The sequence below is a fragment of the Paenibacillus mobilis genome (assembly GCF_058267595.1).
The window spans coordinates 119,447-139,239 of the sequence record NZ_JBZCMS010000008.1 but is presented as its reverse complement, the minus strand read 5'-3'; the positions used below and the strand labels follow the sequence as shown (position 1 = coordinate 139,239).

General features: G+C 54.5%; 14 protein-coding genes. 1 reads left to right on the top strand and 13 read right to left on the bottom strand.

All coding sequences use genetic code 11. The features are described from left to right. Window positions 1-33: 33 nt before the first annotated feature. From AC3ZPD_RS16020 to AC3ZPD_RS15985, 8 genes are all read right to left on the bottom strand, one after another. Window positions 34-1,167: a glycoside hydrolase family 18 protein gene (locus AC3ZPD_RS16020; RefSeq protein ID WP_490985291.1), complete on the bottom strand. Its 1,134-nt coding sequence runs from the start codon at window positions 1,165-1,167 to the stop codon at window positions 34-36. An 18-nt stretch (window positions 1,168-1,185) separates the two neighbouring features. Continuing rightward, window positions 1,186-3,813 carry a transglutaminase domain-containing protein gene (locus AC3ZPD_RS16015; protein WP_490985290.1) on the bottom strand — a complete coding sequence of 876 codons (2,628 nt, stop codon included), beginning with the start codon at window positions 3,811-3,813 and terminating at the stop codon, window positions 1,186-1,188. Between the two features lie 9 nt (window positions 3,814-3,822). Beyond that, on the bottom strand, window positions 3,823-4,680 hold the full coding sequence (locus AC3ZPD_RS16010) for a carbohydrate-binding family 9-like protein (protein WP_490985289.1): 858 nt from the start codon (window positions 4,678-4,680) through the stop codon (window positions 3,823-3,825). Window positions 4,681-4,731: 51 nt separating this feature from the next. After that, window positions 4,732-6,150, bottom strand: a complete 1,419-nt coding sequence (locus tag AC3ZPD_RS16005) for an alpha-L-fucosidase (RefSeq protein WP_490985288.1) — start codon at window positions 6,148-6,150, stop codon at window positions 4,732-4,734. A gap of 217 nt (window positions 6,151-6,367) precedes the next feature. Continuing rightward, entirely contained in the window at window positions 6,368-7,648 is a 1,281-nt protein-coding gene (locus AC3ZPD_RS16000) for an alpha-L-fucosidase (protein ID WP_490985287.1), read from the bottom strand. A 72-nt stretch (window positions 7,649-7,720) separates the two neighbouring features. Continuing rightward, a complete protein-coding gene (locus AC3ZPD_RS15995; RefSeq protein ID WP_490985286.1) occupies window positions 7,721-9,352 on the bottom strand; it encodes an extracellular solute-binding protein in 1,632 nt (543 codons plus the stop codon). Between the two features lie 37 nt (window positions 9,353-9,389). Further along, window positions 9,390-10,295 carry a carbohydrate ABC transporter permease gene (locus AC3ZPD_RS15990; RefSeq protein ID WP_490985285.1) on the bottom strand — a complete coding sequence of 302 codons (906 nt, stop codon included), beginning with the start codon at window positions 10,293-10,295 and terminating at the stop codon, window positions 9,390-9,392. A 16-nt stretch (window positions 10,296-10,311) separates the two neighbouring features. Further along, window positions 10,312-11,238 carry an ABC transporter permease gene (locus AC3ZPD_RS15985; protein WP_490985363.1) on the bottom strand — a complete coding sequence of 309 codons (927 nt, stop codon included), beginning with the start codon at window positions 11,236-11,238 and terminating at the stop codon, window positions 10,312-10,314. A gap of 573 nt (window positions 11,239-11,811) precedes the next feature. Between AC3ZPD_RS15985 and AC3ZPD_RS15980 the strand changes: the two genes are divergently transcribed. Further along, window positions 11,812-14,091, top strand: coding sequence for a helix-turn-helix domain-containing protein (locus AC3ZPD_RS15980; RefSeq protein WP_490985284.1), 2,280 nt, complete (start codon window positions 11,812-11,814; stop codon window positions 14,089-14,091). A gap of 143 nt (window positions 14,092-14,234) precedes the next feature. Here the strand turns inward: AC3ZPD_RS15980 and AC3ZPD_RS15975 are convergent, their stop codons facing one another. The 5 genes from AC3ZPD_RS15975 to AC3ZPD_RS15955 all read right to left on the bottom strand — a co-directional run bounded on the left by AC3ZPD_RS15975 (window position 14,235) and on the right by AC3ZPD_RS15955 (window position 19,777). Beyond that, window positions 14,235-15,122 (bottom strand): ABC transporter permease subunit, encoded by an 888-nt coding sequence (locus AC3ZPD_RS15975; RefSeq protein ID WP_490985283.1) that lies wholly within the window; start codon window positions 15,120-15,122, stop codon window positions 14,235-14,237. Then, on the bottom strand, window positions 15,119-16,063 hold the full coding sequence (locus AC3ZPD_RS15970; RefSeq protein ID WP_490985282.1) for an ABC transporter ATP-binding protein: 945 nt from the start codon (window positions 16,061-16,063) through the stop codon (window positions 15,119-15,121). The genes AC3ZPD_RS15975 and AC3ZPD_RS15970 overlap by 4 nt, the downstream gene beginning before the upstream one ends. Beyond that, on the bottom strand, window positions 16,060-17,238 hold the full coding sequence (locus AC3ZPD_RS15965) for a hypothetical protein (protein WP_490985281.1): 1,179 nt from the start codon (window positions 17,236-17,238) through the stop codon (window positions 16,060-16,062). Before AC3ZPD_RS15965 ends, AC3ZPD_RS15970 begins: the two co-directional genes overlap by 4 nt. 27 nt (window positions 17,239-17,265) lie before the next feature. After that, window positions 17,266-17,814, bottom strand: coding sequence for a sigma-70 family RNA polymerase sigma factor (locus AC3ZPD_RS15960; RefSeq protein WP_490985280.1), 549 nt, complete (start codon window positions 17,812-17,814; stop codon window positions 17,266-17,268). A 193-nt stretch (window positions 17,815-18,007) separates the two neighbouring features. Further along, on the bottom strand, window positions 18,008-19,777 hold the full coding sequence (locus AC3ZPD_RS15955) for an ABC transporter ATP-binding protein (RefSeq protein WP_490985279.1): 1,770 nt from the start codon (window positions 19,775-19,777) through the stop codon (window positions 18,008-18,010). Between the last annotated feature and the right edge of the window lie 16 nt (window positions 19,778-19,793).

Here is a 19,793-nt window from a genome sequence, read left to right as displayed (position 1 = left end):
TTAGAAGATAAACCATCCAAGCCGCTTGACCAGCTATTTGTGAGGACGAAAGCTCTCCTGCGCAAAGGCTCGGTCAATCGCGTTTAGTAGGACGCGATCCGGGTCACACTTGTATTCCCAGAACATGATTCCGCCCAGCCCCTGCTCTTTGATGTATTGGCATTTGCAGGCGATCGACTGCTCGTCGTCATAAGTAATAAACGTGCTGCCGTCAAAAAGATAAGGCGCTTTGGCTTCGTCATCCCAATAACGTTTGTAGCCGTCCTTGCCCATATATTTGGCGGCCAGCTCGCCGTAATCAGGCCCATACCCGCCGGACCCGGCAGTCATCTGGTAGAGGCCCTGATTATGGTTCGGGACCTTCTTCCACATGCGGGAATAAAAAGCCGCGCCCAGCAGCAGCTTCTCCTTCGGTACTCCGGCCCGGATAAACATTTGCGCCGAAGCATGGGCGCTGATCCGGAACAAATCCCCCGTTCCCGTATACAGATTGGTATGATGCCCGGTTAACGTCTGGAAGCCGCCGCGCATGTCGTAGGTCATCAGCTGCACATAATCCAGGTACTGCTGCGCCTGATCCATTTCGGTGCCGTCCAGGTAATATTGGTCGGCACCGGCCGCGATCGTAAGCAGGTAATGGCGGCCGTCTTTGGCGCCTGCCGCGTCCAAAGCTTCGCGGATGGCGGCGAGCAGCAGCGTGAAGTTGGTTTTGTCCGCCGGACTGGACGCAATCCCTGCTTCCGAATAGCAGGGATATTCCCAGTCCAGGTCAATCCCGTCGATGGCGTAATCCGTCAAGACTTTGACGGCGGATGCGGCCATCCGCAGCCGGCCTTCCGGCGTTGAGGCGGCTTCGGAGAACCCGCCGGCGCTCCAACCTCCGACGGACAGCAGGACCGTAAGGTCCGGGTTCATCCGTTTGATCCCGGACAGCAGCTCAAGGCTGATCAGATGCCCGGTTTGGATTTCATCGTTGTTGACATGGCCAAACGCGATATTTAAATGGGTCAGCTTCATGGCATCTTCCCGGGTTAACCCCGGCAAATCGCGGTCCCCGACATAACCGACTACCCGGTAAGGTTTAGGTTGTGCCGTTTCCCTTTTGGCCAATTCCGGCTGTCTGAATGACTCTTTCTGTTCCGGCTGATCAAATGATGCAGGCTCCATGCTTAGGATCACCTTCCCTTAATTAGATTGAACGTCTGTCAGAGTGCCAAGCGCTTCTTTGCCGCTGCCGGGTTTGTATCCCGATTCCTGATACCGGATGCGGCACTCGCGGTCCAGCACGTACAAATAAGGGTATCCCGACCCGCCGAGCGGAACTGCCTTGGCAAAAGCCTGCAGGCTTTCGTCCGCCGGGTCCAGCACGAAGCCAGCGATGGAAGGAAGCCCCGGATGGGCGGCCTGCAGCTCCGCTAACGCCGCCTTATCCGCGCCGCCCGTTACGAACAGAAGCGGAGCGCCGGCCGCATCAAATGCCTCCGCCAGCTCGGCCGATTCCCGCAGCAGATGTTTGGACGGCTCGCGGGACGGATCCAGAAAGGCGACCACGGCGCCTTTGTCCGCAGCCCGCTCTCCAAGCCGGATTGTGCCGGCCCCTTCATTACCGGCCGTAAATACGGCTGCCGGATCGACCTGTCCCAGCACCGGAATGGCCTGCTCCGGCTGGTGGAAGGTAATCGGCACCGTCATTTCCTTACCAGGCTGCACCTCAAAATAGGCCAGCCGGCCGTAGACCGTGCCTTCCTTAAGCCGGATGCCTGTTGTAAGCCGGTACTCGCCGGCTTCAACCTCCAGCGGCTCGGCGAAGAAATCTTTTTTGGCATGCGGGTAAATCAAAGTTTTATAGATTCCGTTCTCCAGTCTGGCTAACGTAAAGTTTTCATTGTAGGAGGCCTCCGGGCCGGACTCGCCCGTAAACCGCAAAATGCCGGTCTTGCGGCGGGTTGCCTGCTTGGAGCCGGCTATCGTCCGTGGATGACCTTCAAATTCGGCGGCCTGCCAGACGCTTTCATCCTTATACTGAGGGTACAGCTCGCTGGGGTGCAGCCTTGCCGGGATGCCCAGACTGCGGCAGACCGCCACGAAACAAAGATCGATGGAAACGGAGTCGCCTTTCTTCAAGGCGAAGGTTCCGCCTGGCGCGGCTTTCCCGCGCAGATGGGTCAAATCGTCCCGAATCTCCCATTCCTGATTGAAGAACTCTACCAAACGGGAAGGATCTCCGCGGAATTCTGCGGCTTCCTCTGCCGTAAATGCAGATTGGATCGCCTTACGGTAAGGGGTGAGCATTTCATGAGAAACTCTTGGCCGCAAAATATACCGGCTGAAGATTTCATCATCCTGCTCGCCGAGCAGCCCCAGGGCTCCTTCCAGATGATCCTCCAGCACTTCTCTGCCGATATCGATCAAATCCTTGTCATTCAGCACTTCCAGCAGCTTAAGCGCCCATTCGCCATGTTTGGGCGACTGCTCTTTAAGGAAAGCAGCGATGTCATGCGAATTGCCGCGCGCTTTTTCCAATACGGCCCACACGCGGTCTTCAGGCAGCTTAAGCCCGCGCGCCAATTCTTCCGCTTCCGTTTTGTTCATAAAAGAGGCTTCATAAGCCGCGCGCAGGGCAGCTCCTTCCGCAACCCGAGCGGCATGGCGCTCCAGCGCCTCCTCCGTAAGGGGAGCAAGCTCAGGATCCGGAATTTCCGGCGGCGGCACCATGACAAAATCCTCGCCGTCCTGCGGCTGCCCGGTTTGACTCAGCACGATCTCCAAATGCTCGGCCTCCGGGGCGGTAATTTTGCATTGCCCCCAATGCTGCTCATAAACGGCCCGAACAAACAGCTCCCCGTAGCCCGTTTTGAAGCTGGCCTCTCCCTGGGTATCCGTCTCCAGCTGCGCCAGCGGGTACAGCTCGGCATAGTTGTACAGCAGGAACTGTACGGTCGCCCCTGAAACCGCCGCTCCGTCGCTGTCCCTGACGTTGACCGTGATCGTGCGGGCAGGCGCGTAGTTGTCCAGCAGGTTGATTTCCGTATGCCACTTGTCGGAATACGTGATATCCTCCGGCCCGGCATATTGCGCGGGCACGCGGGAGTGCACCAGCATCGCCCTCCGCGCCGGGCCGCTGAACCAGCCTTGATCCAGCCGCGCCTCCGGTTCGCAGGCGCCGATATAATGCCACTGCCCATCGGCCCAGGCTTCGACCCAGGCGTGATTATCGTCGCAGTGGGCCCAGCGCGGCGTGTAGCACTGGCGCGCCGGAATCCCGATGCTGCGCAGCGCGGACACGCAAAGCGTGGACTCCTCCCCGCAGCGCCCTCTGGCGCTGCGGATCATACCGATCGGCGAAAGCGTCCGGGGATCGCTGCCGATGTAAGTCGCTTTTTCATGGCACCAGTAATTGGCCTCCAGAATCGCTTCCTCCATGGTCAGTCCTTGAACGCGAGGACCCAGCTCTTCATGGATGACACCGCGGTAATCCTCGATATTTTCATTATTGACGCGGTAAGGCAGCACAAAATGCAGAAAAACGGAATCCGGAATCCGGCTTCCCCACTCCATTTGTCTGCGGGTTTCAAGCGCCTGCCGGACATGCGAAAGGAACAATTCCCCGCTGTAGTCCGCCATATCGTTTAACGGCATGTAGGCATACAAGAATTGCAGCGCAAACCGCTCCTCTGCCATCAGGGGCTCGTCGAATACGCCGAACAGCTCCTGCCGGCGTGCGGCGACGATCTCCAGCTTCTCCTTAAACCGCTGCTCCATGTTCAGCAGCTCCTGTTCGCTTAGCGAAAACACCGGGGTTTTCAGCTCCATGGGCTTCACTCACTCCCTCCACAATTTTCCATCTTCACCGATATAAAAAGTACCGGTTCCATCCGCCGAAGACGCGGACATCAGGAACGTCCGGGCTGTCGTTTCGATACGCGGCCGTATTTGCCGCACGTCCTCCAGGAAATCTCCGGCCAGTTCGTTTAGATCTTCCGAGAAAGCTCCTGTCTCCGCAAAATAATTACGCTGACGGTAATACAGACGTCTCAGCTTCCATTTGATATATTCGTCCTGCGGGATCTCAAAGCCTGCCGGTTCTTCGCCTTCCGCAAAAACCACATATCCCCAAAGCTCCGGATAATGCATGTTAATGAGGCCCTGCGGAGACCAGACCCAGTTATCCTCCGGGTAAGGTTTGCCCGTTTCCGGGTTTAATACCTTGACGTATTCGCCGCCCTTAACCTCTGTCCGCCACTCTACCCGCGAGAAGTTGGCACGCCAGAACTGTCCCGCTGCGGGCGGTTTTCCCTCGGATGCGCATTCTTTCAGCGCCGACCACGGCATGGCAACCTCCACGCTCCACATCCGGCTAACCGCTTCCGGCTTATTCAATTCGCCATCAATATAAACGGCGGTCTGCAGGCCCTGAATATCCCAGCCGTTGACCGGCGGTCCGCCGTCCCGGTAAGGTTTGATGAGAAGCAGATCCCACAGCATTTTTACCCGCGTCTGTTTGACCGGTTTGGGCTGTTGGTCTCCTTCAATATCGACAAAGTCCTCCGTCCATTCGGCTCCCGCCCAAAACGGCTTATCCAGCCGCCCATCCGGCACAAGCTTGCCGGGGGCTTTACGGCAGATATAATGCTTGGGAGCATAAATCAGATTGGGCTCCGGTACCCCGCTAAAATTCACTTGTTCTCCCCTCCGTTCCTGCTGGCTGTTCTGACGTCTAATCTTCTCTCGTTAACCAATCCGAAACACATGCGCAATCGCCGTTTCGCCGCTCCGGAGACCTTCCGGAAGCTCGACCTCAATCCCTTCCGCCGTCCGGGCAAAGGCCAGCTGCTCCGGTCCGCCGACCACATCGATGCGCTCCGCGTCTGTTTGCAGAGGAATCAGCAGCTTGCCTGGAACCCCCGATTGTTCATCCGCATAAAGATTAATGGCATAAACCGTTTCTCCCTTGCGGGTAAAACGAATATTCCCGGCCGAAAAAGGTTCGCAGACCCGCGTCCCGTAGATCGCCTCCCCGTTCACCTTCAACCAGGTTCCCAGCCCTTTCATGCCGGCGATGGCTCCTTTGGGCAGGCGTCCATCCGGCTGCGGGCCGACGTTAAGCGCCAGATTGCCTCCCTTGGACACGATTTCGACCAGGAGGTGCACCAGCTGGCGCGGCGTTTTGTATTTATCCTCGAAACCGAAGGAGAACGAGGTCCCCAAGGTGATGCAGCTTTCCCAAGGCACGTTCATCGGGCGCTCCGGCAGGGTTTGCTCCGGCGTAATCAGGTTTTCGTAAGGACCGCCTACGGTCCGGTCAGCCGTCAGCAGCCAGGGTTGAATCTCTCTTGCTTTCTCCACGACTTCGCCAAGGCGAATGTCTTGATCCCGGCGGGCGTTGACCCAGCCCGCATCCAGCCAAAGCACGTCGATCCGCCCATAGCGGGTCATCAGCTCCATAATTTGATCATGCGTAAACTGGACGAACTGCTCCCACAGCCAAGGATATTCCTTTGGATCGTAGGACGGACCGCGCCACATCTGGCGGCCTCTCTCCATGCCCGGCGCCCAGTAATAAGGCGTATGCCAATCGGCCTTGGAGAAATACGCCGAAATCGCCAAGCCTTTGGCCCGGAAGGCATCAAACAGCTGTTTGCAGATGTCCGCATATTTATGGGTATGGAACGGGCACTCCGGCCCCGTAATCCGGTAGTCGGTCGTATGGGTATCCCACATGCAGAACCCGTCATGGTGTTTGGTCGTAAAGGTCAAATATTTAAAACCGCTGTCGGCCGCCAGCTCCGCCCATTGCTCGGGCTGGAAGCGGATCGGATTAAACGTTTTATTCAGCGCAAAATATTCGCGTTTCAGCTCTTCACCGTCTACGCCCCAGTCAATGTCATGCCGGGCCCAGTCCGCGTCTCCGTCGCTAAGCGCCCACGATTCAACCAGTCCAAGCTGGGAATAAGGCCCCCAGTGCATCATCAGGCCGAGCTTCTGATCTTGGAACCATTCGAGACGCTCCAGCAGGATCGGATCTTCGGGTTTGACCCAGTCGCGTTCGCTGCTGTAGTTGTGTACGCCCTCTTCAACCACCGGTTCCTCTGGAAGCAAGGTCTCCTCCTGCACACCTGCTCCAGATTCCGTCGTTTTTAGATCGCTCATGATTTTCCTCCTAGATTAAAGTTAAACCGCGCATGGAGCACGTCCTTCCGAACCGCTCCGATGTCGAATGTTTTTGTGGCCGCTGTTGTTCCCGGATTTCTTGAAATATTTTCAGAAGGTAGAAAACCTATCACAAAGGCGACCACTGCCGTTTCTTCGGAATTCTTTTACTTCCTTGCCAACATTTCTTTAGCATACTTATAAAGCCTTTTTTAGCCTATTCAAGCTCCAGCTCGATCACCGTATCGATATCCTCATCCGACTCCGCGCCGGGCAGGTGGATGAAGGCGCCGCCCTGAATGTCAGAATACTGCTCCGCCATCCACGGGACGCTGACCTGAAGCTCCGAGCCGTCGGCCAGCAGGCGCGCCCGTTTGATCCGGTCCTTGAGGCCGGCAAAATAGATCGGGCCGATGCCCCGGTCAAAGACGTGGGCGTAAAGCCGGCTGCCCCGCTGCGTATACCTGCCCCATTCCGGCTTGGGAAGATCGGCGGCGGAGCAGCCGTAAATGCTGTCCCCGCTGTGCTTCATCCAGCGGCCAACCTTCTCCAGCACCTCAAGAGAAGCTGCCGGAATTTCGCCTTTCGCATCAGGGCCGACATTAAGCAGGAGATTGCCATTTTTGCTGACGCATTCGACCAGCGCCCGCACGACCTGTCTGGCTGATTTGGTGTGAGGGTCACCGGCATGATAACCCCAGTTATCGTTAAGGGTAATGCAGGCCTCCCAAGGAAGCGGCTCCCCGAGCCCGTTCACCACACCGCCGGGCGGAACAATTTGCTCCGGCGAATAGAAATCGCCGGCATAGATTTCGGGCTCCGCGGCTTTGATATGACCGCCGAGCCGGTTGTCGATCAGGATGTCCGGCTGAAGACTGCGGATCATTTGCACCAGTTCGGTTGCTTTCCACTTTTCCCCGGTCATTTCGTCGTAAGAGAAATCAAACCACATGATGTCTATTTTCCCGTAGCCCGTCAGCAGTTCGCGGACTTGACCATGCATATATTCAAGATAACGTTCAAACCGGTGATCCTTATCCTTGTAAGCCTCATTGCTTCGCATCGGGTGAATGCGGTCGCCGTATGCCGGATAATCCTCGTGGTGCCAGTCGATCAGCGAATAATAGAAACCGATGCCTATGCCCTCGGCCCGGAATGCCTCCACGAACTCCCGCACCAGATCGCGTCCGGCAGGCGTATTCGTCGCTTTATAATCGGTCAGCTGACTGTCGAACAGGCAGAAGCCGTCGTGATGTTTGGTAGTCAGGATCGCGTATTTCTGGCCGGCCGCTTTCGCTGCCTTCGCCCATTCCTTGGGGTTATAGCGAACCGGATTAAATTCTTCGAAATAAGGCTGATACTGCTCGTTGCTGATCCGCTCATGGCTTCTGACCCACTCGCCCCTCGCAGGGATGGCGTATAACCCCCAATGAATAAACATGCCGAAGCGGTCCTGTCTGAACCGGGCCGTACGGGTCCAGCTTTCGTCCACGGTCATTCACCTCGTTAATGAAAAAGGGGGGATCTCCCCCTCCTTCGCTAAAATTGGAATTTTGTTTGTGAAATGCTTTTACTTATTGCTGTTCCAGCGGTCATACGCGGTCTGGTAAACCTCGCGAACCCGGTCGCCGCCCATCTTCTTCAGCTGGCTCACGTATTTATCCCAGTTGGACAACGGCTCCTGTCCGGTTACAAACTTCGCTTCCATCTGCGTCACATAGGTTTCCAGGTCGGACAACAGGGCGGAAACCTCGGTTTGTTCATCGTTCGTCAGATAAACGTTCGGGAACGGAACTTTGCCGATCGGCACGAGTTTCTCCTGGTTCTCCTTATTGATCCAGTCGTCGAAGTCCGATCTCAGACCGTTGGTCATCTCCGGCAGGTTAACACCCGGCGTCAGGATGCCAAAGTTCGGCGTGATCGTGCCGCGATATTCCTCGCGGTCGCCGCCGCCCGGCACAGGCAGCCATTCTTTTTCATGCGTGGCTTCATCCTTGTATTTCCAAAGCGTGCCTTCAGGTCCTTGCGTCCAGAGCGTCGCGCCTTCGTAGCTGTATTGATAATCGATCCAGCGCATCGTAGCTTCCGGATTTTTGTCGCTTTTCGTAATGGCAAAAGTACCGTTTGCAGACATGCCTGGATGCAGGCCGTATACCGGCGTTCCGGCGATTTCGCTGCTGACCGGCGTCATCATCGGGTTATCCGAGCTTGGTTCCCCGCCCAAAGTGAAATAAGGGAAATAATCGTTGAAGAGCAGCACTTGATTGTTTTTGCCTTTGGCTTTCTTCTGATCGTCGGTTTGGGAGAAGGTTTCATGATCCAGCAGGTTTTCGTTCCACAAACGATTCATGAAGGTCAGATACCCCTTATAACCTTCCTCCTGCGGGGAATAGTGCACTTCGCCATCCTTATCGGCATAAATCTCCGTGTCGTACATGCCCCAGAAGCCGAAGAAATACATGCGCAGGTCGTCGAGCTTGACGGAGGTCAGCGGAATTTCGTCCGCTTTGCCGTTGCCGTTCGGATCTTCTTCTTTGGCGCGTTTCAGGAGCGTGTACAGCTCTTCCGTCGTTTTTGGCAGTTCGGTTACGCCGAGGGCTTTCAGGAATTTGCCGTTATACCACATCGGGCTGCGGTACCAGACCGCGGCGGTGTCAATGTAAGGCAGCGCATAGATATGCCCGTCGGTGGTCGTAATATTCTTGCGGATGTTCGGATTCTCATCGAGGATTTTCTTCAGGTTCGGCGCATAGTTGTCGATCAGATCCTCGAGCGGAATCAGGACGCCCTGGCTGCCGTAAGTCACCTGCTCCGCCGGAGTGATATCGGCCGCATAAAGCATGTCCGGCAGGTCGCCGCTGGCAAATACGAGGTTCTTTTTCGTTGCAAAGCTGTCAATCGGAGCGGTCTGGAACTGGACTTTAATGTTCGAAAGCTTCTCCATTTCCTGAACGACCGGCATAGTGCTCCAGTCGGCCATTCCCGAATCCGGGGCAAGCATAGTCAAAGTAATCGGCTTGTCGACAATCGGAAAACCGTCTTTCTTCACGCCGCTGTCGGCGTTCGATGAACCCGTTCCCGCAGCGCTGCCATTGCTGCTTCCGCTGTCTGCCGTCTTGTTTGACGAGCCGCAGGCGGAAAGCAGGGAAATCAACAGGATGAAACTTAAAACGAGAGCCCCTTTTTGTTGCAGCTTTTGCATAAAATGTACCTCCTATTTGTTTGTTTATATGGCCAAATCAGCCCTTGACGGAGCCGATCATGACGCCTTGCACAAAATAACGCTGCAGGAACGGATACACAATGATGACCGGAAGCGTCGACACGATGATGACCGCGTATTTGACGAGTGCCGCCACCTCAGCTTTATTGTTGAGCGCCGATGCCGTCGAGGCGTTTAGGGCGCCGGATTCGGCCGACATCTCCTGCAGCACCAGAATCTGGCGCAGGACAAGCTGCAGCGGGTATTTGTCGTGGTCGTTCAAATAAATCATCGCCGAGAAGTAGTTGTTCCAGTGACCGACCCCAAAGAATAAGGCCATAACGGCAATAATGGAGCTGGATAACGGCAGGATGATCCGGAAGAACAGCCGGAAATTGCTGCAGCCGTCGATCTCCGCAGCCTCCTGCAGTTCTTTTGGAATCGCGCTCTGAAAAAAGGTGCGGCAGACGATGAGGTTCCAGACGGAGGTAGCTCCCGGCAGGATCAACGCCCACATGCTGTTGACGAGTCCTAAATTTTTCACGAGCAGGTAGGTCGGCACCAGTCCCCCGCCAAAAAACATCGTGACCATAAACACGGCCATAAAGAAGTTACGGCCGACAAAATCTTTCCGGGCCAGCGCATAAGCCGCCGGGATGGTGACGGCCAGATTGACCAGCGTGCCTACCAAGGTATACAAAATCGTATTGCCGTAGCCGACCCAGATTTGCGTGTCCCTAAAAACCCGCTGATAACCTTCAAAGGTCAGCCCTTTCGGCCACAGCCACATTTCCCCAGAGGATACGTAGCTCGGATTGCTCACTGAAGCGCTGATAATGTAAATGACGGGGTAAGCCACTACCACAAAAGCAATGGCGAGAAAAATATAATTGCAGGTCAGGAAAAAGCGGTCCCGTTTCGTCTCTTTGATTGCTGATATCACCTGCGGCCACTCCCTTCTACCATAAGCTGTTTTCGCTGGTCCGCCGTACAATCTGGTTCACCAGAATGAGCAGAATCGCGTTCACGACCGAGTTGAACAAACCCACCGCCGTGGAGAAACTGTATTGGGCATCCAGCAGGCCCGAACGATAGACGAAGGTTGAGATCACGTCCGAGGAATCCATGTTCAGCGGATTTTGCAGCAGCAGGATTTTCTCGAAGCCGACGCCGAGCAGGCTGCCCATGTTCAAGATCAGCAGGATCGTAATCGTCGGGATGATGGCGGGAATATTGATATGGCGGATCCGCTGGAACCGCGTAGCCCCGTCCAGGATCGCCGCTTCGTGCAGGCCCGGATCAACGCTGGTTAAAGCCGCAAGATAGATAATCGTCCCCCATCCGGCGCTCTGCCAGACATCCGAAAGGACATACATCGTTTTAAACCATCTTGGATCGGTCAGAAAGTCCGGAGCCGTAAAGCCAAAGGCTTCAATAATATGAACAATCATGCCCGAAGAAGGCGACAGGAACGTAATGATCATGCCCGCCATGACGACCATGGAGATAAAGTGCGGGGCGTAAGTTACGGTCTGCACCGTACGTTTGAAGAGCCCGTCTTTCACTTCATTAAAAGCAAGCGCCAGGATGATCGGAATCGGAAACCCTACCGCCAGGCCGTACAGGCTGATGCTCAGCGTATTCCATAACAGATCCCAGAAATAATAGGAATTAAAGAAGCGGACGAAATGATCGAAGCCGACCCAGGGGCTCCCCCAAACGCCGTTTACGGGGATGAAGTTTTTAAAAGCGATTTGAATCCCGTACATTGGAAAATAACTGAAAATGACGATGCTCAAAAAGGCCGGAGCGATAAACACGTACAGCTGCCAATTTCGCAGGATGTTCCGCCAGGTTTTATTCCTTGCTTTCGTCGTCCGGATCATTGGAGCCTCTAATGCGATTTGTGCGTTCTCCTCCATCATCCCACTCCTTTCCTCGATGGCTATACAAAATGAACGCGTACACCGCCGGAATTTGTTCCGGCCGCCGATTGTCCATTTTATATAGTTTAATGCCCCCGGCTCCGTGTGTCAGGTTGCCTAACATTCAATCCTTCCACTTAGATTAGTTAAGCTTGGATTTGTCATGCCTGTGTTAACCGGGTGTAAATCGAAGTCTATAGAACCGGTCCCGTTTCGTAAACATGTAGTTTTGGCTGGGATAACCAAAGCAGCTCCCTTTTTGACAGTTCCCATGTCATCAAATATTACCTATCCAGTTACGGCCCATCTGGCCGAATATGTATTTTTTGTGCTAAAATTTAAATGTAATCGCATACATAAAAGATGACACGTTCTTGCAGATGTAGGGTTCATGTTACCGTCATTTTCCGTTCCGGAAAAGCTATCATCAAAAATGACACATCCGCTGGGCCTCGCAAACCGTTTAAATTCCTTGCTTTATCCAGCAAACTCTATTACATTTTTATTTAAAAATAATGACAAGGGGAAATGGAAATGAAGCTGGGCTACTTCAAATCGCGTTTATTCCTAAAGTACATTTCGTCCTACTTGTTAATTCTGATGATTCCTCTCATTCTGCTGACGGTTATCATTTATAACAGCGCCGTTAACAATCTTCGCAATCAAATCGAGCAATCCCACCTGAATCAGCTGAACCAGACCAAATCCATCGTAGACAACCTGGTAAGTCAGCTCTCTGACATCGCCTCCCGGGTTTCCTATGATGAGCAGCTGACCCGCTACCAGGTGCACGATCCCTACTTTGGCCGTTACGCCATCAATACGCTTAAGAACTACAAATCCACCAGTCCGCTTATTAATGAAATGTTTCTGTATTTCCATAAAGACGACAGTATTTTTTCAACGGCAGGCATGTCGGGCCTCAGCGTGTTTACAGAAAAATTCACCTTTCGCAATTGGAAAAGCGATCAGGTCATTCAAGACTTAAATGAAGTTAAATTCCCTTCCGTACGTCCCGTCAACCTTGTTGGCAAAAACGGCTCCCTGAATCAGTCCATGCTGGCTTTCCTTGTCCCGATTACGCCGAACAGCCCGAACCCGCACGGCACCTTAATGTTTCTGATCAAGGAATCGGAGCTCACCGCCTTGATCAATTCCATCCTGGGCGACTACCAGGGCTCTTCTTTCATTTTCGATAATACCGGCCAGGTCCTTGCCGCCAATTACAACCATGAAGGCGCGCTGCCTGACGAGGATTTAAAGACGCTGACCACCTTGACGCCCGGCATACACAGCCTGAATATCAGCGGCCAGGCCAATTCCGTCGTGTCCGTCAAATCCGAGCGGAACGGCTGGCAGTTCGTTACGATGATGCAAAGCGCTCAATTTTTCAGCAATGTTCTGCACATCCGGAGCCTGATCGTCATGATCTTTTCCGCCGTGCTGATAACGGGTTCCATAGCCGCCCTGCTGCTGGCCCGGAAGCAGTATAACCCGATTTTCGATCTGGTCCAGTTCGCCAATTCCAAGTCCGGTTCTACGGCTCATGACAAGCCCGGAAGCAGGGAAAGCAGAAACGAATTGGAACGGATCCGCACCGCCCTGCATGAATACAGCTCAAAAGCCGATCTGCAGGAGCCTTACGCCCGAAACCACTTCCTGCTGATGCTGCTGAAATACGGCAGCCTGGAAAGCCTGCCTTCCGAATTGTCCAAATCCATCAACCTTCATTTTGAGGGTACCCGCCACTTCGTCATTGTTGCGGGACGCAGCGAACTGAGCGGACTGGACGAAACTTCCGCGGAACCGCCAAATTGGCAGGCCGTGATCAAAACCTTGTCCAAAACCGGCTTCAGGGAGCACGCCGCTTACGTACACAGCGTCGAGCTGCCCAAGCCGGATCAGATCGCGCTTATCGTCAGCTTTAATCCCCTGGAGGGACAAACCGAGCAGGAGCAAATGTGCGGAATTACCGGAAGCATTCAGCAGGTGATTGCGTCCACCTTCCATTTCCACTCCGTATTAGGGGTAGGAACCAGCTATTCCGGTCCGGCACAGCTTAACCAATCGTTTATCGAAGCCTGTTCAGCCTTTGATTCCCGGGTTTCCGCGGGCAGCGGCAGCGTAACCTTCTTTGAGGAGCTGTCCGAGTCGTCCAGCGAAGCCGGCTGGATTTCAAAAAATCTGCTGCTGAAATTGTCCCAAAGCTTAAAGCAGGGCAGCTATACCGTTGCCGTCCAAACGATCGACGAAGCGCTGAAAGACCTGCAGCAGGCCGGATTCTGCCTGAAGCTGGCCAGGTGCGTATATTTTGATATCGTGAATACCGTGATCAAAACCGGGCTTGAGCTGGGCGTTGGCAATATGGTCAGCGATATTCCGAGACAAGAGGCCTTCCAATCGGCCGAGGAGCTGAACCGCCAGCTGCAGGCTTTATGTTCGCGGATTTGCACCTGGGTCGAACAGAGCGAGAAAAAAGAAGAGCTTTCGCTTATGGATCAAATTGTCGGCTACATCGACAGCAATTATATGGATCATTCCTTGAGCCTCGAATTTATTTCCGGCAAATATTCGATTTCGGTGTCCCATTTCAGCCGCTCGTTCAAAGAGGCAGTCGGTACTAATTTTGTACAGTATATTTGGCAAAAAAGAATCGCGGCGGCCATCCACAAGCTGACCACCACGAATGAACCGCTCAAGGACATCATCCAAACCGTCGGTTATCAGGACACGCCTAACTTTATCCGCAAGTTCAAGAAGGAAACGGGCCATACCCCTGGCCAATACCGCAAGCTCTTTTCGGAAAAAGCTTGATCCGGCCGGGTTGGACGAGGCCGGGACATATGCTGCCGGCCGCCCAGCGGGTAAAAAATCCCCCTTAACAGGGCTATTTCAATTGGCCTTGTTAAGGGGGATTTCTTATTTTTTATAAAAGCCTCAAGTCTGAATCCGGCAGGTTATAGGTCTTTCCTTTGGAAACGCCAAATTCCAAGCAATAAAGCTGCCAGCGTATAAAACAGCGCGTACCATAGAAAAGCGGAGGAAGGGGCCATTCCAATGCCGAAGACGGATAAAAGACCTCCGCTGCTCGGATCAATGAACTCCTTCAGGGCGGAAATATTGTAGAGACGATTCATCATGCTCCGCTGCAATCCGTCGGCAGGTATAGCCAAAGAAAGCAGCCCAGAAATCGTCGTTAAGGAATGGCCGATCGTTGTCCCCAGCGCACCCAGTTGGGAGGAGACCTTGTCGATCATTCCGCCAAGCCAGCCTCCCCCGTACAGCATGGTCATGAAAACGCCGTTGCCGATCGCGGAAAGGTACCCGGAGCCGAGCATCGAAACCGATACCAACAGCGGAACGACGGAAGCAAACAGCAGATAGGAAACGACCAGCGAGGTCCAATCCCTCGGAACGGATGAATGCATCCCGGCAATGATCAGGATCGCCGTATACAGGATTAACGCATAGGCCAGGCCAAACGATACGTAGCCGAGCCATCTGCCGGCATACCAGCGCCATCTGGCAATCGGACGCGGGATCATCGCCTGCATGACGCCCTGCTCCGCTTCGCCGGAAATGACCGAAGAAGAACTGAATATGGCTAGGAAAGCTAAAACAAACGAGCCAAAAAAGAAACCCAGGCTGACGATAAACAGCCCCCGGCTGAATTTTTCAATCAGCTGCATATCCCCCTCTAACGCGGGATTCTGATCCATGCCTTCTCCGATGGCCGAAGCGATAAACCAGAAAGTAACCAGGAAGACGAGGGTCAAAATCAACGTAAGCAGCAGCACCCGTTTGCGCAGCAGCTCCTTCCAGGTCATCCGTAGAATCATGCTCATGCCTTTTCCCCCCTGTGGCTTTTGCCGGCAAGTTCGGCGACAAACCATTCCTCAAGCCGGGTTTTGGCGCGCGCGCTTTCGTACAGCGTCATGCCCTGTTCAATGACCAGGGCATGGAGCCAGCCGGCCTGCTCTTCACTCCGCAGCTCGGCTTCCAGCTCGGCCGTACCGTCCTGTTCCACTGAGGCAACCCGAACGGCAAAACCCGTTTCTTCGCGAAGCCAGTCCAGCATAGGCAGTGAGAATCCGCCTACCTTAAGCTTCCAGACCGGCCGCTGCCGAAGAACCTCTTCAACCCTGCCCTGCTGCAGAATCTCTCCGTTATTCAGCAGCGCGACACGACCGCATATGGACTCTACATCCTCCATAAGGTGGGAGTTCAGGAAGATCGTTTTGCCTTCCGCTTTCCATTCATGCAGCATCTGGCGGACTTCGCTCCGCCCGATCGGATCCATGGCGGAGGACGGCTCGTCCAGAAACAAAATTTTAGGGTCGCCAACCAGCGCGCAGGCCAGCCCCAGTCGCTGCTGCATGCCCTTGGAGTAATTTTTGACCCGGTCCCTCGACCGCAGACCGATGCCTACCTGGTCCAGCAGCCTGGATACTCTTTGATCCGCTTCCGCGCGGGATAATCCGCACAGCTTGGCATGAAGACGTACGACCTCTTCGCCGGTCAGCCATTCCTGATACCGGTAAAGCTCCGGCAGATAACCGATATACCGCCGGGCGGCCAGACTGCCGACTGGTTCGCCAAACAGGGAAGCCCGACCTTCCGTAGGGAAGATCAGGCCGACCAGCATCTTTACAAAGGTGCTTTTACCCGCGCCGTTGGGGCCGAGGAAGCCAAAGGCTTCCCCTTCCTGTACCGTGATGGAAACATCGCGGCACCCCCGGCCGTTATGAAATTGCTTCGTTAAACCTTCGGACTGTATGGCAATCACGCTTGGACCAACTCCTGCAGTTTTGTGCGGAACTGCTGCTCTACGTCCGCTTGAGTGCTATTGAAGTACACGCTGTAGTTATATAATACGCCGTCCTTCACCCAGGTAGCTTCAAGCTGTTTGGAATCCGGGTAATTAGTGGAGTTCAGCAGCACTTTGGTTTTCCCGACGGTGAGCTGCTCGGATTGAGACCCGTTTTGGGTAAACACCGGCAGCGGCATTTCGCCCGTAGTCAGAAGCTGGCTTTGCTGCAGGCTGCTTTTAAGCGGCTGCGGCAGCAGCGGGAATTGAATGACCGCATCCAGCGCATCCTGCATATCGGCCGTATCGTCGATAGAAACGGAAGGAGCCAGCATTTGCGATAAACTTCCGCCCACCTTCTCTTTGTCCAGCGGAATATCGTAATAAACGATCGGCGAAGCTTCCAGCTTAATCGTTTTGCCGTCCACGCTGGACGGGAACAGCTTGCTTGCGCCGAGCTGCTTCATCGCTTTATTGATCTCGTTTACGTTCAATTTCAAGCTCAGCTCGCTGCCAGGACTCACGTAAATATGCTGCTGTTTCCCTGTCAAAGACTCCGGAAGCACCGGAACGCCGGCCGCTTTGGCCGCCTCAGCAGCCGTCAGTTCACCCAGTTCCTTGCCGGTCTCCACCGTAAAGGTGCCGAAACGGTTGATTTCCTTATCCGAAATGCCTGACTGGAAGACAGAGTTAAACAGCTGCTGCATGTCTTTTTCGTTAACCTGCGTAACCTGCTCCATCCGGAATTGCCCGAGAATGGAGGCCAGCGCCTGATTGCCCGCAGGGGTGATGACCACTGCCGCCGCCACGGCTGCGGCAGCCGCCAAAGCCGTCCATTTGCGTGCTCTCCGGCTTCCGCGCATCCGGGATTTAGCCGCTGCCGGCCGTCCGGCAGGAGTTTCCTTCTCTTTTTCTTTCCCTGTCTCGGAAGCATCCTTTTCTTTCAAAGCCGAACCCTGAGCCTCGTTAAATTTCTCCTGCTGTGTATAAGCTTCGAATTCTGCCTTGATAGTCTGAAGTCCGCCTTGGCGGTCGGCTTGTTCCCAATAATCGCTGCGGGGCTCCTGCTCCAGCGCGTTCATAAGGCGCTGCCAGGCCGCATCCGTTTCCTGTTTAATTTGTACCTTTTCCATCTCTTCATGTTCTTTCGCCACTCTATTCATCCCCTTCGGCCTTTTATTTCATCGCAGTCCTTGCTGCACCGATTGCCCTTGCTCCAAATGGCCGGCTTCTCCGGCATGCTTGCGCAGGCGTTCTGTCGCCCTGGCCAGCAGCGTACCCACTACAGGGGGTCTGACGGAAAGCTCTTGAGCAATTTCCGCATAGCTGTAACCCGAATACCGCAGGAGCAGCGCTTTTCGGTCGCGATCCGGCAGCTGTTCAAGCCAACCGCGGACCTCTTCCTGATCCAGCTGCCGGATCAGCTCTTCCTCACCGGAAGGGCTGACCGAACCCTCGGTCTCCAGCAGCATCTCCTGCCGTTCCGTCAGCTTCCGCTGTCTGGCGGCATTGCCCATATAGTCATAAGCCAGCCGGGTCGCGACCCGGTGCAGCCATGCACCTGCCGAATCCAATTGATCCGGCGGCTGGCGGTACATTTTCAAAAACGTTTCCTGTGCCAAATCTTCCGCTATCGCCTTATCCCCCAGCAGGCCGGTCAGCTTGCGCAGCACCGCGGGGTAATGCTGGTAAAATAGTTGTTTGAATGTCGCCGATTCCGGAATCGTCAATGGTTCCAGCCTCCTTTCTTGCCGCAGCTGTATAGAAGACGGACGCCGCAAGAGAAATGTATCAGTTCTTAAAAGAAATTTTTTACCAGATAGGCAGAAATATTCCTGGGGTTCCCTGGACATGAGGGGTTAGACAAAAAACAGGACGCCGCCGGCGCCCCGTTTTATGTTCTGTTCGCATAACCTTTATTGTTTATTGAAGCCCGGCTTGGACCTGCTCCTGGACGGCCTGCGGATGTTCCTGCACCTTCAGCTGATGGTCCGCAAATTCCCGGTACAAGTCATGCACCTCATACAGCTGGGCATGGGTTCCCCGGCCGCTGATCCGGCCTTTTTCGATAAACAAAATATGGTCCGCATCCACGACGGTGGACAAGCGGTGCGCAATGACGAGCGTCGTGCGTCCCTGCATCAGATTGGACAAAGCCTCCTGCACGATCGATTCGGACTTGCTGTCCAGGCTTGAAGTCGCTTCGTCGAGCATCAGCAGATCCGGATCCCGCAAAATCGCCCGGGCAATGGCAATTCGCTGACGCTGGCCGCCGGACAGCTTGACGCCCCGTTCGCCTACCTCCGTCTCTATCCCGTCCGGAAATTCGCGGATAAAAATATCGGCATAAGCCATACGCAGCGCTTCCGCCAATTCCGCATCGGACACTTCCCGTTCCAGACCATAAAGCACGTTATCCCGGATCGAGCCGGCGATCAGCGGGCTTTCCTGGGACACATAACCGATCCGCCCCCGCCAGGAATGCAGCGAATAAGCCGATATCTCTTTCTCCCCCAGCTTCATCAACCCTTTAGTGGGCTTATAGAACCTTTCGAATAAGGAAAACAACGTCGTTTTGCCGCCGCCGCTTGGCCCGACTATGGCCGTTACTTTTCCGGGCTCCACCGTAAAAGAGATCCCCTCCAGCGTCGCTTCTCCGCTGCCCGGGTAAGAGAAACCCATCCCCTCAAGCACGATCGGCTCTTTAAGCTCCGCCAGCGCCGCACCGGTATAAATGTCTTCCTCCGGCGCTTCCAGCGTTTCCACAATCCGCTGAGTGGCGCCTTTGGCCTTTTGCAGCTGCGTAAAAAACTGCGTCACCTGCGTGACGGGAAAAATAATCTGGAACAAATAAAGAATAAAAGCAACCAGCGCCCCGGCGGTCATCTCGCCTTGAGTTACGCGCATGCCGCCGTAGCCGATAATGACCACAAGGATCAGCATGATTACAAACATCGTGAGCGGCGAAATGATCGCCTGCATTTTCCCTTCGGCTATGCCCAGCTTAAGCAGCCTGCCGATCCCCTTTGCCCCATTTTCATATTCGATCTTCTCGGCATTGGACGATTTGACCAGACGGATTTCGGACAACGCCTGATTCAGCGTGGTGGTGAAAGCCGCCGTTTCATCCTGCGTATCCTTGGAAATCAGGTACAACTTGCGGCCTACCGGCGCGATCACTCCCACGCACAGCGGCACCGCCACGAAGGTGATCAGCGTCATTTTCCAGTCCATGAACAGCAGAATGACAATCGCCCCGACCGCCGAAATTACGCCGTTTACGAAACCGGAAATATGCTCGGAAATGAGCATTCTCACCATTCCGGTATCATTGGTCATCCGCGAAATCGTATCGCCGGTGCGGTGTTCGTTATAATAAGGCAGCGAAAGCGACAGCAGCTTGGACCACAAACGTTCCCGGAGCCGGGAAACGACGGTTTGCCCGACATGGTTCAGCAAATAAATCGAAACCGCGCCGGAAACCGCCTGGGCGACAAAAGCCGACACCATCAGGATGACCGACAGCGGCGTGATGTTTCTCAAGGAAAATCCGTCCACCAGATCCTTTGTAAGCAGCGGCACAATCAGCCCGCCAATCGTGGAAATCAAAGATAAACCTAAAGCGATCGCCAATTTGGTTTTTGACGGCCGGGTATCCTGAATCAATCGAAAAAAACTTTTCCAGCTGTACATCTAATCTAATCTCCCC